The organism is Caballeronia sp. NK8 (genome assembly GCF_018408855.1).
Classification (GTDB): domain Bacteria; phylum Pseudomonadota; class Gammaproteobacteria; order Burkholderiales; family Burkholderiaceae; genus Caballeronia.
In genome coordinates, this window is record NZ_AP024322.1 from 2,231,210 (window position 1) to 2,244,833 (window position 13,624).

The following is a 13,624-nucleotide window of genomic DNA, read 5'->3' on the forward strand; positions in this document are numbered from 1 at the left end:
ATGATCCCCGGCGAATATTTCATCGACGATGGCGAGCACGAACTCAACGCGGGACGCGAGACCGTGACGGTCGTCGTCGCGAATCATGGCGACCGGCCCGTGCAGGTCGGCTCGCACTTCCATTTCTACGAAGTCAACGCGGCGCTCAAGTTCGAGCGCGAGACGGCGCGCGGCTTTCGCCTGAACATCGCGGCGGGCACTGCCGTGCGCTTCGAGCCGGGACAGGAACGCACGGTAGAACTCGTCGCGCTCGCGGGCGACCGGCGCGTCTATGGCTTCAATGGCCTCGTGATGGGCCCACTCTGAACAGGAAATGAAAACATGACGCTACGCATCGGCCGCCGCGCTTATGCGGAAATGTTCGGCCCGACCACCGGCGACCGCGTGCGCCTCGCCGACACGGACCTCATCATCGAAGTCGAGCGCGATTTCACCACCTACGGCGAAGAAGTGAAGTTCGGCGGCGGCAAGGTGATTCGCGACGGCATGGGACAGTCGCAGCGCGCCGCCGCCGATGTGGTCGATACCGTCGTGACCAACGCGCTGATCCTCGATCACTGGGGCATCGTGAAGGCCGATATCGGCATCAAGGGCGGACGCATCTTCGCGATCGGCAAGGCGGGCAATCCGGACATTCAGCCGAACGTGAACATCGCGATCGGCGCGGCGACGGAAGTGATCGCGGGCGAAGGCATGATCGTCACGGCGGGCGGCGTCGATACGCACATCCACTTCATCAGCCCGCAGCAGATCGACGAAGCGCTCGCGAGCGGCGTCACGACGATGCTCGGCGGCGGCACCGGCCCCGCGACAGGCACCAACGCGACGACCTGCACGCCGGGACCGTGGCACATGGAACGCATGCTGCAGGCCGCCGATGGCTGGCCGGTCAATCTCGGCTTTCTCGGCAAGGGCAACGCGAGCTTGCCGGAACCGTTGATCGAGCAGGTGAAGGCGGGCGCGATCGGTCTGAAGCTGCACGAGGACTGGGGCACGACGCCCGCCGCGATCGACAATTGCCTCACCGTCGCCGACGACACCGACACACAAGTCGCCATTCACACCGACACGCTCAACGAAGCGGGCTTCGTCGAGACGACCATCGCCGCATTCAAGGGCCGCACGATCCACACGTATCACACCGAAGGCGCGGGCGGCGGCCATGCGCCGGACATCATCAAGGTGGCGGGCGAATCGAACGTGCTGCCCTCTTCCACCAATCCGACGCGTCCCTACACCATCAATACGCTCGACGAGCATCTCGACATGCTGATGGTGTGCCATCACCTCGATCCGTCGATTGCGGAAGACATCGCGTTCGCGGAGTCGCGCATTCGCCGCGAGACGATCGCGGCGGAAGACATCCTGCACGATCTCGGCGCCTTGTCGATGCTGTCCTCCGATTCGCAGGCGATGGGCCGCGTCGGCGAAGTCATCATCCGCACGTGGCAGACGGCGCACAAGATGAAGGTGCAACGCGGCGCGCTGGCCGAGGACAACTCGCGCAACGACAACTTTCGCGCGAAGCGTTATGTCGCGAAGTACACGATCAATCCGGCGATCACGCATGGCATCGCGCATGAAGTCGGTTCGATCGAGCCGGGCAAGTGGGCCGATATCGTGTTCTGGGAGCCGGCGTTTTTCGGCGTGAAGCCCGCGATGATCGTCAAGGGCGGCATGATCGCGGCCGCGCAGATGGGCGACCCGAACGCCTCGATTCCGACGCCGCAGCCGGTGCATTACCGCGAGATGTTCGCCACGCGCGGCGGCGCGCTCGGCAAGACGTCGCTGACGTTCGTGTCGCAACTGGCGGCGGAATCGCGCATCGCGGATCGTTATGGATTGAAAAAGCAGATCGTCGCGGTGAAGAACTGCCGCAATGTGACGAAGGCCGACATGATTCACAATGCATGGCAGCCGTCCATCAGCGTCGATCCGCAGACCTACCAGGTGATCGCCGATGGGCAATTGCTCACCTGCGATCCCGCCACCGTTCTGCCGATGGCGCAGCGCTATTTTCTGTTCTGAGTGCCCATGCGTACCATCGACAAACGTCTGACCGCCAAGCTCGCGCCCGTGCTCGTGAAGCGCGCGCCCACCCTGACCCTGCCGTTCGATGCGCGCGGCAAGAGCCGTCTCGCCGCCACGCTCGACAACGGCGAGGAAGTGGCCCTCGTGATGCCGCGCGGCACCGTGCTCGCGGACGGCGACATGCTCGTCGCGGATGACGGCGGCTTCGTGCGTGTGGTCGCGGCGGCGGAGGACGTGCTCGTCGTGCGCGCGTCGAGCGTGCGGCTTCTGACACGCGCTGCGTATCATCTCGGCAACCGGCATACGCCGGTGGAAATCGGCGCGGACTATCTGAAGCTCGAAGCCGATCCCGTGCTCGAAGACATGCTGAAGCGCCTCTCCGTGCTCGTCGCGCATGAGTCGCAGCCGTTCCAGCCCGAGACGGGCGCGTATGGCGGCGGCCACAAGCACGGCCACGACGAGACCTTCAGCGAGGACTACGCGCTCGCGCAGAAGGTCTTCGACGAGCATCACGGGCATGATCATTCGCACGACCACGATCATTCGTCGTGCGGGCATGACCATAGTCACGACCACGACCATCATCATCACGGCCATGCACATCGCTGAGCTGACGGCGCTGCTGCATCTCGCGTCGCCGGCGTTGCCGATCGGCGCGTTCAGCTATTCGCAAGGCCTCGAAGCGGCGATCGAGCACGGTCTGATCCACGACGGCGACAGTGCGCGCGACTGGATCGCGAGCGGCTTGAACAACGTGCTCGCGCGCGGCGAATTGCCGTTGCTCGCGCATCAGATCAGGCACTGGCGTTCGCACGATGCAGCCGCTTTGCTCCACGCGAACGATGAATACATCGCGAGCCGCGAATCGGCGGAACTCAGACGCGAAACCGAGCAAATGGGCTGGTCGCTCGCGCAACTGTGTGCATCGCTCGAATGGGGCGACGCGGCACGCCGCGCGACGCTCGCCGCGATCAAGCCGATCGCGCAACCGACCGCCTTCGCATTCGCCGCGTTCGCGCACGACGCGGCACCCGAAGCCGCGCTTGCGGCGTATGCGTTCAGTTGGGTCGAGAATCAGGCGGCGGCCGCGCTCAAGGCCGTGCCGCTCGGCCAGCTCGCGGGGCAGCGCATCATCGTCGCGTTGCGCGAGCCGATCGAAGCCGCCGTGCGCCGCGCGCTCGCTACATCGCCTGAACAGATCAATACCTTCGCGCCGCAGCTCGGCATTCTGTCGGCGCGGCATGAATCGCAATACTCGCGGCTTTTCCGCTCCTGAGACGATATTCCATGAACGCTCCCGCTTATTCTTCCGCCGCCCGCCGAACCAAGAAACTGCCGCCGTTGCGCGTGGGCGTGGGCGGGCCGGTGGGTTCCGGCAAGACCACGCTGCTCGAAATGCTCTGCAAGGCGATGCGCGAGAAATACGATCTCGTCGCCATCACCAACGATATCTATACGAAGGAAGATCAGCGCCTGCTGACCGTCGCGGGCGCGCTGCCGGCCGAGCGCATCATGGGCGTCGAAACGGGCGGCTGCCCGCATACGGCGATCCGCGAGGATGCGTCGATCAATCTCGAAGCCGTGGATCGCATGGTGTCGAAGTTTCCGGATGCGGATATCGTGTTCATCGAATCGGGCGGCGATAACCTCGCGGCGACGTTCAGCCCGGAGTTGTCCGACCTGACGATTTACGTGATCGATGTCGCGGGCGGCGAGAAGATTCCGCGCAAGGGCGGGCCGGGGATCACGAAGTCGGATCTGCTCGTGATCAACAAGACGGATCTCGCGCCTTATGTCGGCGCGAATCTCGATGTGATGGCAAGCGATGCGAAGAAGATGCGCGGAGAGAGGCCGTTCGTGATGTGCAATCTGAAGGCGCTCGAAGGGCTGGAGGCGGTGGTTGGGTTTATTGAGAAGAAGGGACTGCTCGTCGCGTGACCAACGCGCTCACTTCTCCCCCTCTTCCAGCAACGCCCCCAGCACACTCACCGTGCGCTCCGTCGCGCCGCGATGCCGCGCCGCGAATGCCGACGCCGCCGCGCTCATCGCCAGGCGCCGGGCGCGGTCGCTGAAAATCTCGCGCAGGCCGCGCGCGAGATCCTGCGGGTCCTGCACGCGCAGCGCGGCGCCCGCCGCGATCGCGTCGTTGGTCGCCTGCGTGAAATTGAACGTGTGCGGCCCGATCAGCACCGGCACGCCCGCCGCGCAGGCCTCGATCAGATTCTGCCCGCCGAGCGGCAACAGACTTCCGCCGATGAACGCGAGATCCGCCGCCGCGTAATACGCGCCGAGCTCGCCCATCGAATCGCCGAGCAGCACCTGCACGCTCGCCGGCAGCGGTTCCGGCACATCCGCGCCCGATCCCGCCGCGACGGGCTTCGGCGCCCACACCGAGCGCCGCGCGCTCGTCAGCCCCAGGCTCGAAATCAGCGCGGACACTTCATCGAAACGCTGCGGATGACGCGGCACCAGAATCAGCAGCGCATTCGGCACGTTCAGCGCCGCGAACGCGCGCAGCACCAGCGTCTCTTCACCCTCGCGCGTGCTGGCCGCCACCCACACCGGCCGATCGCCGATCGCCGCGCGCCACGCCTGACCGCGCGCGACCAATTCGGGCGGCGCGGTCATGTCGAATTTGAGATTGCCGAGCACGGCGACATTGCGCGCGCCGAGCGCGGTGAGTCGTTCGGCGTCGGACGGCGTCTGCGCGAGCACGCGCGAAAAGCCGCCGAACACTTCGCGCACGGCGCGCCCGAACTTCGCCGCGCGCCGGTACGAACGCTCGGACATGCGTGCATTCGTCAGCACGAGCGGCACGTCGGCGCGCTTGCATTCGTCGATGAGCGTCGGCCAGACTTCCGTCTCCATCACGATGCCGAGCGACGGCCGCCACGCGCGCAGAAAGCGCCGCACGAGCACCGGCAGATCGTAGGGTAGATAGCTGCGCAGCACGCGATCGCCGAACAGTTCGACGCCCGTCGCGCGGCCGCTCGGCGTCATGTGCGTGAGCAGCACGCGCGCCTCGGGATGCGCCTTCAGCAAGGCGTCGATGAGCGGTTGCGCCGCGCGCGTCTCGCCGACCGATACCGCGTGCACCCAGATGAGCGGCGCGAGATCGTCGGCGCGGCGCGGGGCGACCCGCCCGAAGCGCTCGCCGATATGCTCGCGGTAACCGCGCTCCTTGCGCGAGCGGATATAGAGCCGCAGCACCGCGAGCGGCGCGACGATCCACCAGAGCGCCCGGTAGACGCGTCTGAGCACCGTCGCCGATGCGCCCGGAGAAGCCGCGCCGCTCAAACGAGCGCCCGGCCCTTCAGGCGCTCGAGAATGCCGAGCGGCGCGCACTCGGGACGCGCCATCGCCTTGACGGGCAAAAAGAAGGTCTGCTCCATCATGAACTGGCCGGACATCACCGCGTGCGAAGTGTGATCGGAGAAGCAGACCCACACCGAGCCGGGCGGAAACGGCATGGTCTCCTGCGGCGAAGTCTTCTGATAGTCGAGATCGGCCTTCATTGCGTCATGCAGATGCAGCATCAGATGGTCGTACTCGCTGCGCGGCGATTTCGTGACATGCAGCAGATTCATGAGCCACGCGGAGCCGGGCATCTGCGCCTTGATGCCGGGCAGGAAGCGCTGCGCCATGTCCTCGAACGGTTCGCCCACGCGCCAGACGCGCGGCGCGCCTTTCGGGTTGATGTTCGTGAACACGCGCAGGATGCGCTCGCCGTAGTTCGGCCGCGACGGGAAGGCATCGACGTGCAGGCGGCTGTCGTCCTTGCGCCAGGAGGTCTCGCGCGTTTCGACCTGATGCAGCCGAAGACTCGTGGGCGCGGCCCGCAGCGTGCCGTCGTACTCGGGAAAGAGCCCGTCGACGAGCGAGCGCGCATGATCCTGATAACGCTTGATGAGCGAGCGCACCGCCGATTGCATCACGTTGTCGCCGAGCACGCCGGCAAGCGCGCCGCCGTTGGGCGCGAGGCTGATGTTCTTGCGCTTCGGGTCCGCGATCTGCGGATCGAGCAGCGCGACTTCGCCGCCTTCGATCGGAAACCGCAGATTGGGGAAATACAGCACCTTGCCGTTTTCGACGCCGGCAAGGAGCGTCTCGCGCGGCAAGGACAAATTCTTGCCCTGCCAATCGCCCGACGCGACTTCGATGATTTGAGATTCCGTCATTGTGTCTACGACCTTGAGTTGTCCGCGCACGGCGCCGCGCACGATGGACACGCTACAGCAGGCCGAAGCCCGCGAGCGCGGTCTTGACTTCGGAGAGCGTCGGATGCCGGCTCGCGTCGCCGAGATTGACCACCTGCGGCGACCAGTAGCCGCCGGTGCGCCATGCGGTCGAGAAATTGTACAACTCGACGGTCGGACGCTTCAGCGCCGCGGCAATATGCACCAAGCCCGTATCGACGCCGACGGTCGCAGCAGCCCCGTCGATCAGTCCAACGACCGCGGGCAGCGACATCTTCGGCGGCACGATCGCGGCCGCGCCGAACTCCTTCGCGAGCTTTTCGCTCGTTTCGCGTTCGGCGTCGCTGCCCCACGGCAGCACGATCGATGCACCGCGCGTCACGAGCGCCTGTCCGAGTTCGATCCACGCGGCTTCGGGCCATTGCTTGTCGGCGCGCGAGGTGGCGTGCACGAACACGACATACGGCACCGGCAGGTTCAGCCCGAGCTCGGAGACGGCGAGCGTCGCGCGTCGTGTGTCGAGGCCGAAGTCGATGTCGTCGGTCATCTGCGGCTTCGGCAGATCGAGCGCCGCCGCCACCAGTTGCCGCGTGCGCTCGACCACATGCGTGCGCGGCTCGATCGGCACGCGCCGGTCGTAGAAGAAGCGCACGGGCCATTCGTAACCCGCGCCGTCCGTCCGGTTGCCGAGGCCGACGAGCGGCCCGCGCGCCCAGCTCCCGACCCACGCGGTCTTGATGAGCCCCTGGCAGTCGATCACAAGATCGTATTTCTCGGCGGCGAGCTCGCGCTTGAACTTGCCGATCTCGCGCCAGTTCGCGGGCGATGTGAACGCGCGTCGCCAGCGCCTGAGCGAAAACGGAATCGCGCGGCGCACGCCGTGAACCAGTTCGACGAGACTCGCGAAGCTTTCCTCGACGAGCCAGTCGATCTGCGCATCGGGATAGCGGCGGCGGATGTCGGCGATGGCCGGCATGTTGTGGACGACGTCGCCGAGCGACGACACGCGGACGATCAGGATCTTTTGCACGCTGAGATGGGGAGGCGCGGACTGCGCGGCGGAAGTGAGCGGGAAAACGGGGATTTTAGCGCGGCGCACGCGTCACATAAGCAAAAAACGGCACGGTCGCAAAACCGTGCCGCTTTATCATCCACTGCGCAAGCCGTTCAGAACGGCAACTTCGCGTCCGGCTTCTCCGCCATGATCACCCGGCGAAAATCTTCCTGAATGCGCTTGAGCGCCGCGTCGCTATCCGCTTCGAAGCGCATCACGACGACCGGCGTCGTATTCGACGAGCGCGCCAGTCCGAACCCATCGGGGTATTCCACGCGCAAACCATCGATCGTCAGCACATCGTCCGCGCCGGTGAACTTCGCGTTCTGTTGCAGCTTCGCGATCAGCGCAAAGTTTTCGCCCTCTTCCAGCTTCAACTGCAACTCGGGCGTCGACAGCGAATTTGGCAGATCGTTGAGCAGCTTGCTCGGGTCCGCCACGCGCGAGAGGATTTCCAGCATGCGCGCGCCGGTGTACAGGCCGTCGTCGAAGCCATACCAGCGATCCTTGAAGAACACGTGGCCGCTCATCTCGCCCGCGAGCGGCGCGCCCGTCTCGCGCAACTTCGCCTTCACGAGCGAATGGCCGGTCTTCCACATCACCGGTTCGCCGCCCTGCTCGCGCACCCACTTCGCCAGATTGCGCGTGCACTTCACGTCATAAATGATCTGGCCGCCCTTGTTGCGCGACAGCACTTCCTGCGCGAACAGCATCAACTGGCGATCCGGATAGATGACCTGCCCGTCCTTGGTCACGACGCCGAGACGATCACCGTCGCCATCGAATGCGAAGCCGACTTCGGCATCCGTTTCCTTGAGCGCCTTGATCACGTCCTGCAGGTTTTCCGGATGCGCCGGGTCCGGGTGATGGTTCGGGAAGGTGCCGTCGATGTCCGTGAACAGTTCGACCAGCTCGCAGCCGAGCGCCTTGAACAGCTTCGGCGCGAGCCCGCCCGCGACGCCGTTGCCCGTGTCGACGACGATCTTCATCGGGCGCACCGGCTTCACGTCCGACACGATGCGGTCGAGATACATCTGCGATACGTCGAACTCGGTGTACGAGCCTTCGCCCGTCGTGAAGTCGCTGTCGACGATGCGCTTGTACAAGCCCTGAATCTGATCGCCGTAGATCGCCGCGCCGCGCAGCACCATCTTGAAACCGTTGTAGTCCGGCGGATTGTGGCTGCCCGTCACGACCATGCACGAATCCACGCGCCGCTCGCCAGAAGGCAACGGCAGCGGCACGCTCGCCGCGAAGTAGCCGACCGGCGTGGGCACCATGCCGACATCGACGACATCGACACCCGCCGCGCGCAAGCCCTCGGCGAGCGCGCCGACGAGTTCGGGACCCGACAGACGCCCGTCGCGCGCGACCACGACCGAGTCGCCGCCTTGGCTTTTGATCTCGCTGCCGAAGGCCTGGCCGATGCTCTTCGCAACGTCCTTGTCGACCGTCTTGCCGACGATACCGCGAATGTCGTAGGCCTTGAAGATGGATTGGGATACTTGGCTCATGAGATGGCTACCTCTTCTCTATTAATTGATGGATTCTCGGCGATGCAGCCATGAGGGCGTGCAGGTCGTGACGGTGGGCGCGCCGCTGCTGCGGGAAACGCGCGAACGACTGCCAGATGACGTATCGAATTCTGCCTATGCGTCTGATAAATCAACACGAAAGATACATTTGGATGCAATGGATGCAGAACCGGAGCGGCGGGCGGCGAGTGTGCTGCGTGATCGCACTTATAATCGCTGTCTTTCAGCGCTCTCGGGATTGCCGCGCGCCGGAACAAACCCAGTTCAAGCCTGCGCGTTCATTCTAATCCAATGCTCAAACGCTCTTTCGCCTCGATGCCTTCGAATGAGGCGCGTCCGCGCGCAAACACACAAAAGTTGACGGATGACGCCCATTTTTCAGGTCATCAGGTTTCGGTAGCACGCCGCGTGCCCATTTGCACGGCGGGACTGATCGAATGAAGGCACTGACGCGCTCCGGCAATCCGGACGTCGCCCGCGCGCTCGCCAATATCGTGTGGCTCGGGCTCGAGCGGCTCACGCAGATCGCCGTCGCCATCGTCATTTCGGGCCTGCTCGCGCGCTATCTCGGCCCCGATGACTTCGGCAAATGGCAATACGCGAACACGCTCTTGCTCGTGATCGCGCCGATCACCTGGGTGTGCGGCGCGGAGATTCTCGTGCCGACGATCGTCAACCGCCCGCCCGCCGAAACCGGCGCGGTGCTCGGCAGCGCGTTCGTGCTGCGCATGGGCGTCTCGGTCGTCGCGCTCGCGCTCACCTGGACGTGGATCGCGGCGGGCGGCACCGATCCGATGGTCGGGCTGATGCTCGCCGGTCTCGCCGTCACGCTGCTGTTTCGCGAGCCGTTCATCGGCGTCGTGAATTCGTGGCTGCAAAGTCTCACGTATAGCAAGCCGCAACTCATCGCGAGCATGGCCGCCGCCATCGTCAAGGCGGCGCTCGTGTTCGCGCTGGTGCGCGCAGCAGCCGCGGCGCCGGGCTTCGGCTGGCTCTGGGCGCTCGAGGCCGCGGCGATCAGCGCCGCGCTCGTCGTGTACTACATGCGCCGTCACGGCGGCAAGCTCGGCTGGCGTGTCGATCGCGCGCTGTTCCGGCATTTCGCGAGCGCAGGCACGGTGTTCTGGCTCGGGCTCATCTGCATGTATCTGTTCCTGAAGCTCGACCGGCTGATGCTCGCGCATCGCGTATCGTTCGCCGAACTCGGGCTGTACTCCGCCGCGCAGCAGTTGAACGAGAACTGGATCGCGCTCGCGCTGATGCTCTCGCAGACCATCGCGCCGGCGTTCATCTATCGCGTGCAGGAAACCGCGCGCCTCAGACGCAACCTCGTGCGCCTGTTCGCGATGACCGCCGCGCTGATGATCGCGGGCGCCGCCGTCCTCGACGCGCTCGCGGGCTTCATCATCGCGCGCGTGTTCGGGCCGAACTATGCCGGCGCCGCCGATATCTTCCGCTGGGCCGTGTGGCTTTCCGTGCCGGCGGGCATCGAGGCGATCGGCAATCTCGTCGTGCTGAAATATCAGGCGAAGTACGTGCTGTTGTCGAAATGGCTGCTCGCGCTCGCGGTCGCGTTCGCGGTGAACTGGTTCGCGATTCGCCGCTTCGAAGGTTACGGCGCGCTGCTCGGTCTCGCGGCGGGTTATGTCGCGGCGGCGTCGGTGAACTTCTACTACATTCGCTTCCGGCTGCGCGCATGAACGATCTCTCCGATGTGACCGTCCTGATGCCCGCATTCAACGGCCAGGCCGAGGTCGAACGCACGCTCGCGTCGTTCAGCGAAACGTCGACGGTCGATGTGCTGATCGTCGACGATGGCAGCACGCCATCGATCGCAGCTCCAGTCATCGACGGCATGCGGATCGCAATTCTGCGGATGGCGCAAAACGGCGGCATCGAGCGCGCGCTCGAAGCGGGCGTCGCGGCGCTCGCGGCGCGCGGCGTACGCTATGCGGCGCGCATCGACGCGGGCGATCTCGCCACGCCAGGCCGTCTCGCGAAACAGCGCGCGTATCTGGACGCGCATCCGCGAGTGGCCGTGCTGGGCATGTGGACGCACGTCGTGTCGACCAGCGGCGCGTCGCTCTTCGACCTCACGCCGCCGACCGAGCCCGCCGCAATCCGCCGCATGATGCTCGCGCGCACGTGCTTCACGCATCCCTCGCTGATGCTGCGTGTCGAAGCCGTGATCGACGCAGGAAACTATCGCGCGCAGTACCGCGCCGCCGAGGATCTCGATCTGATCCTGCGGCTGCTCCAGCGGCACGACGGCGCGAATCTGCCGGAGTTCGGCCTCTTCTACGAGCTGAACGAAAGCGGCATCAGCGCGACGAAGCGGCGCGCGCAGGTGATCTCCACGCTGCGGCTGCAACTGCGCCACCTGCGCGTGTCGAATCCGCTCGACTGGGTCGGCGTGACGAAGAGCATCGCGCATCTGGTGTTGCCGTATCGCGCGCTGCGCGGCCTGAAGGCGCGGTTTCTGAAAAGCACTTCTTCCGCGTGAAATTTCCAATGTTTGAGCGCTCTTCCGGATGACGAAAGAAAAGTCGAGTCTTCGCATCGCCCTCGTGTGCAACACGGCGTGGGCGATCTACACCTACCGGCGCGGCGTGCTGCGCATGCTGGCCGCGCGCGGCGCGCAAGTGACGATCATCGCGCCGCGCGACCGCACCTTCGAGCCGCTCACGGAGATGGGCTGCCGCTGCGTCGAACTGCCGGTGGCGTCGAAGGGAACGGACCCGCGTCAGGATCTGAAGACGCTCGCCGCGCTGTATCGCGAGTATCGCGCGACGCGACCGCATATCGTGTTTCACTACACGATCAAGCCGAACATCTACGGATCGCTGGCCGCGATGCTCGCGCGCGTGCCGTCGATCGCGGTCACGACGGGTCTCGGCTACGTCTTCATTCAGAAGAGCCGCACGGCGCAGGTCGCCAAGCGGCTGTACCGTTTCGCGTTCCGCTTTCCGCGTGAAGTGTGGTTTCTGAATCGCGACGATCACGACGCGTTCCTGCACGAGAATCTGCTCGCGCATCCGGATCGCGCGCGGCGTCTGCATGGCGAAGGCGTCGATCTCGATGAATTCGCGTTTCAGCCGCTGCCCGCGCGCGACGATTTCGTGTTCATCCTGATCGGCCGGCTGTTGTGGGATAAGGGCGTCGCGGAATACGTCGAAGCCGCGCGCCGCATTCGCGCGAAATTTCCGCACGCGCGTTTTCAGTTGCTGGGGCCGGTCGGCGTCGACAATCCGAGCGCGATCAGCCGCACGGACGTGCAGAAGTGGGAAGCGGAGAATATCGTCGAATATCTGGGCGAAGCGAACGACGTGCGCCCGCTCGTGGCCAAGGCCGATTGCGTCGTGCTGCCGTCGTATCGCGAAGGCGTGCCGCGCACGCTGATGGAAGCGTCGGCGATGGGCCGGCCGATCGTCGCCACCGATGTGCCCGGCTGCCGCGAGGTCGTCGAACACGGCGTAAACGGCCTGCTCTGCGAGGTGAAGAACGCCGACAGCCTGACGCAGGCGCTCGAACGCATGCTGACGCTCTCCCACGAAGAGCGTGAGGCGATGGCGCAGCGCGGCCGCGCAAAAGTCACCAGCGAATTCGACGAAAAAAACGTCGTCGAACGCTACAAGGGCACAATACATGCCATTACCGGCATTTCACTCTGATTCGAGTTTTCTGGAGAACGCATGATGAATGGCAATCAGTCGCCGAACACGGGTGCGAAAGGTACGATTCTCGTCACGGGCGGCGCGGGCTTCATCGGTTCGCATACGTGCGTGGAACTGCTCGGCGCGGGTTATGGCGTCGTGGTCATCGACAATCTCGTCAACAGCCGCGCTGAAGCGCTGAAGCGCGTCGAGCGCATCGCCGGAAAGAGCGTCGCGTTCTACGAAGCCGATGCGCGCGACGAAGCCGCGCTCGGTCGCATCTTCGACGCGCACGACATCACCGGCGCGATTCACTTCGCCGCGCTGAAGGCCGTGGGCGAATCGGTCGCGAAGCCGGTCGAGTACTACAGCAACAATATCGGCAGCCTGCTCGCCGTGCTCAACGTGATGAAGGCGCGCAACGTGCGCAGCTTCGTGTTCAGTTCGTCCGCGACGGTCTACGGCGTGCCGCAAAGCGTGCCGATCGACGAATCGTTTCCGCTCTCGGCGACCAATCCTTATGGCCAGTCGAAACTCATCGCCGAGCAGATTCTGCGCGACCTCGAAATCTCCGATCCGTCGTGGCGCATCGCGACGCTGCGCTATTTCAATCCGGTCGGCGCGCATGAGAGCGGCCTGATCGGCGAGGATCCGGCGGGCATTCCGAACAACCTGATGCCGTATGTCGCGCAGGTGGCGGTCGGCAAGCTGGAACGCCTGCGCGTATTCGGCAGCGACTACGATACGCACGACGGCACCGGCGTGCGCGATTACATCCACGTCGTGGATCTGGCGCGCGGGCATATCGCGGCCATCGACGCGCTGAAGACGCTCGACCGCAGCTTCGTCGTGAATCTCGGCACAGGCCAGGGCTATAGCGTGCTCGATGTCGTGAAGGCGTTCGAAGCGGCGTCGGGCAAACAGGTGCCGTACGAACTCGTGCCGCGCCGTCCGGGCGACATCGCCGCCTGTTACGCCGATCCGGCCGCCGCCGCGAAGCTGATCGGCTGGCGCGCGGAGCACGGCATCGAACGCATGTGCGCGGACCACTGGCGCTGGCAGTCGCAAAATCCGCAAGGGTTCGCGTAAAGTCTCGCTGCGGCCCGCACCGGCGTTTTCGGCGATGCGGGCCTGCTTTCCCCAACCGGTTCTATT

The 13,624-nt window shown here is 65.1% G+C and carries 13 protein-coding genes; 9 read left to right on the forward strand and 4 right to left on the reverse strand.

The window, feature by feature from the left end:
* The 5 genes from NK8_RS10685 to ureG are packed head-to-tail and all read left to right on the forward strand — an operon-like array spanning position 1 to position 3,969.
* Positions 1 to 306 (forward strand): urease subunit beta, encoded by a 306-nt coding sequence (locus NK8_RS10685; protein ID WP_061176620.1) that lies wholly within the window; start codon positions 1 to 3, stop codon positions 304 to 306.
* Positions 307 to 321: 15 nt separating this feature from the next.
* On the forward strand, positions 322 to 2,028 hold the full coding sequence (gene ureC, locus NK8_RS10690; RefSeq protein ID WP_213226299.1) for an urease subunit alpha: 1,707 nt from the start codon (positions 322 to 324) through the stop codon (positions 2,026 to 2,028).
* 6 nt (positions 2,029 to 2,034) lie between these two features.
* A complete protein-coding gene (ureE, locus tag NK8_RS10695; protein ID WP_213226300.1) occupies positions 2,035 to 2,640 on the forward strand; it encodes an urease accessory protein UreE in 606 nt (201 codons plus the stop codon).
* A complete protein-coding gene (locus tag NK8_RS10700; protein WP_213228606.1) occupies positions 2,627 to 3,307 on the forward strand; it encodes an urease accessory protein UreF in 681 nt (226 codons plus the stop codon). The genes ureE and NK8_RS10700 overlap by 14 nt, the downstream gene beginning before the upstream one ends.
* A gap of 11 nt (positions 3,308 to 3,318) precedes the next feature.
* Positions 3,319 to 3,969 carry an urease accessory protein UreG gene (gene ureG / locus NK8_RS10705; RefSeq protein ID WP_162066161.1) on the forward strand — a complete coding sequence of 217 codons (651 nt, stop codon included), beginning with the start codon at positions 3,319 to 3,321 and terminating at the stop codon, positions 3,967 to 3,969.
* 9 nt (positions 3,970 to 3,978) lie between these two features.
* Here the strand turns inward: ureG and waaA are convergent, their stop codons facing one another.
* The 4 genes from waaA to NK8_RS10725 all read right to left on the reverse strand — a co-directional run bounded on the left by waaA (position 3,979) and on the right by NK8_RS10725 (position 8,795).
* On the reverse strand, positions 3,979 to 5,292 hold the full coding sequence (gene waaA / locus NK8_RS10710; protein ID WP_213228608.1) for a lipid IV(A) 3-deoxy-D-manno-octulosonic acid transferase: 1,314 nt from the start codon (positions 5,290 to 5,292) through the stop codon (positions 3,979 to 3,981).
* Positions 5,293 to 5,324: 32 nt separating this feature from the next.
* Positions 5,325 to 6,209: a Kdo hydroxylase family protein gene (locus NK8_RS10715; protein WP_213226301.1), complete on the reverse strand. Its 885-nt coding sequence runs from the start codon at positions 6,207 to 6,209 to the stop codon at positions 5,325 to 5,327.
* A gap of 52 nt (positions 6,210 to 6,261) precedes the next feature.
* A complete protein-coding gene (waaC, locus tag NK8_RS10720; protein WP_367657786.1) occupies positions 6,262 to 7,203 on the reverse strand; it encodes a lipopolysaccharide heptosyltransferase I in 942 nt (313 codons plus the stop codon).
* 191 nt (positions 7,204 to 7,394) lie between these two features.
* Positions 7,395 to 8,795 carry a phosphomannomutase/phosphoglucomutase gene (locus NK8_RS10725; protein WP_213226303.1) on the reverse strand — a complete coding sequence of 467 codons (1,401 nt, stop codon included), beginning with the start codon at positions 8,793 to 8,795 and terminating at the stop codon, positions 7,395 to 7,397.
* A gap of 458 nt (positions 8,796 to 9,253) precedes the next feature.
* On the opposite strand from NK8_RS10725, the gene NK8_RS10730 reads away from it, so the two are divergent.
* The 4 genes from NK8_RS10730 to galE are packed head-to-tail and all read left to right on the forward strand — an operon-like array spanning position 9,254 to position 13,558.
* Positions 9,254 to 10,516: an oligosaccharide flippase family protein gene (locus NK8_RS10730; protein WP_213226304.1), complete on the forward strand. Its 1,263-nt coding sequence runs from the start codon at positions 9,254 to 9,256 to the stop codon at positions 10,514 to 10,516.
* On the forward strand, positions 10,513 to 11,319 hold the full coding sequence (locus tag NK8_RS10735; RefSeq protein ID WP_213226305.1) for a glycosyltransferase: 807 nt from the start codon (positions 10,513 to 10,515) through the stop codon (positions 11,317 to 11,319). The genes NK8_RS10730 and NK8_RS10735 overlap by 4 nt, the downstream gene beginning before the upstream one ends.
* 28 nt (positions 11,320 to 11,347) lie before the next feature.
* Positions 11,348 to 12,487 carry a glycosyltransferase family 4 protein gene (locus NK8_RS10740; RefSeq protein WP_213226306.1) on the forward strand — a complete coding sequence of 380 codons (1,140 nt, stop codon included), beginning with the start codon at positions 11,348 to 11,350 and terminating at the stop codon, positions 12,485 to 12,487.
* Between the two features lie 24 nt (positions 12,488 to 12,511).
* Positions 12,512 to 13,558 carry a UDP-glucose 4-epimerase GalE gene (gene galE, locus NK8_RS10745; RefSeq protein WP_213228610.1) on the forward strand — a complete coding sequence of 349 codons (1,047 nt, stop codon included), beginning with the start codon at positions 12,512 to 12,514 and terminating at the stop codon, positions 13,556 to 13,558.
* Positions 13,559 to 13,624: the final 66 nt, after the last annotated feature.

Bases quoted from the DNA above. Each gene is read 5' to 3' on its own strand.
- NK8_RS10725 (WP_213226303.1), bottom strand. From the start codon at position 8,795: ATGAGCCAAGTATCCCAATCCATCTTCAAGGCCTACGACATTCGCGGT.
- NK8_RS10730 (WP_213226304.1), top strand. From the start codon at position 9,254: ATGAAGGCACTGACGCGCTCCGGCAATCCGGACGTCGCCCGCGCGCTC.
- ureG (WP_162066161.1), top strand. From the start codon at position 3,319: ATGAACGCTCCCGCTTATTCTTCCGCCGCCCGCCGAACCAAGAAACTG.
- galE (WP_213228610.1), top strand. From the start codon at position 12,512: ATGAATGGCAATCAGTCGCCGAACACGGGTGCGAAAGGTACGATTCTC.
- ureE (WP_213226300.1), top strand. From the start codon at position 2,035: ATGCGTACCATCGACAAACGTCTGACCGCCAAGCTCGCGCCCGTGCTC.
- NK8_RS10715 (WP_213226301.1), bottom strand. From the start codon at position 6,209: ATGACGGAATCTCAAATCATCGAAGTCGCGTCGGGCGATTGGCAGGGC.
- NK8_RS10735 (WP_213226305.1), top strand. From the start codon at position 10,513: ATGAACGATCTCTCCGATGTGACCGTCCTGATGCCCGCATTCAACGGC.
- NK8_RS10740 (WP_213226306.1), top strand. From the start codon at position 11,348: ATGACGAAAGAAAAGTCGAGTCTTCGCATCGCCCTCGTGTGCAACACG.
- NK8_RS10700 (WP_213228606.1), top strand. From the start codon at position 2,627: ATGCACATCGCTGAGCTGACGGCGCTGCTGCATCTCGCGTCGCCGGCG.
- NK8_RS10685 (WP_061176620.1), top strand. From the start codon at position 1: ATGATCCCCGGCGAATATTTCATCGACGATGGCGAGCACGAACTCAAC.
- ureC (WP_213226299.1), top strand. From the start codon at position 322: ATGACGCTACGCATCGGCCGCCGCGCTTATGCGGAAATGTTCGGCCCG.
- waaC (WP_367657786.1), bottom strand. From the start codon at position 7,203: ATGCCGGCCATCGCCGACATCCGCCGCCGCTATCCCGATGCGCAGATC.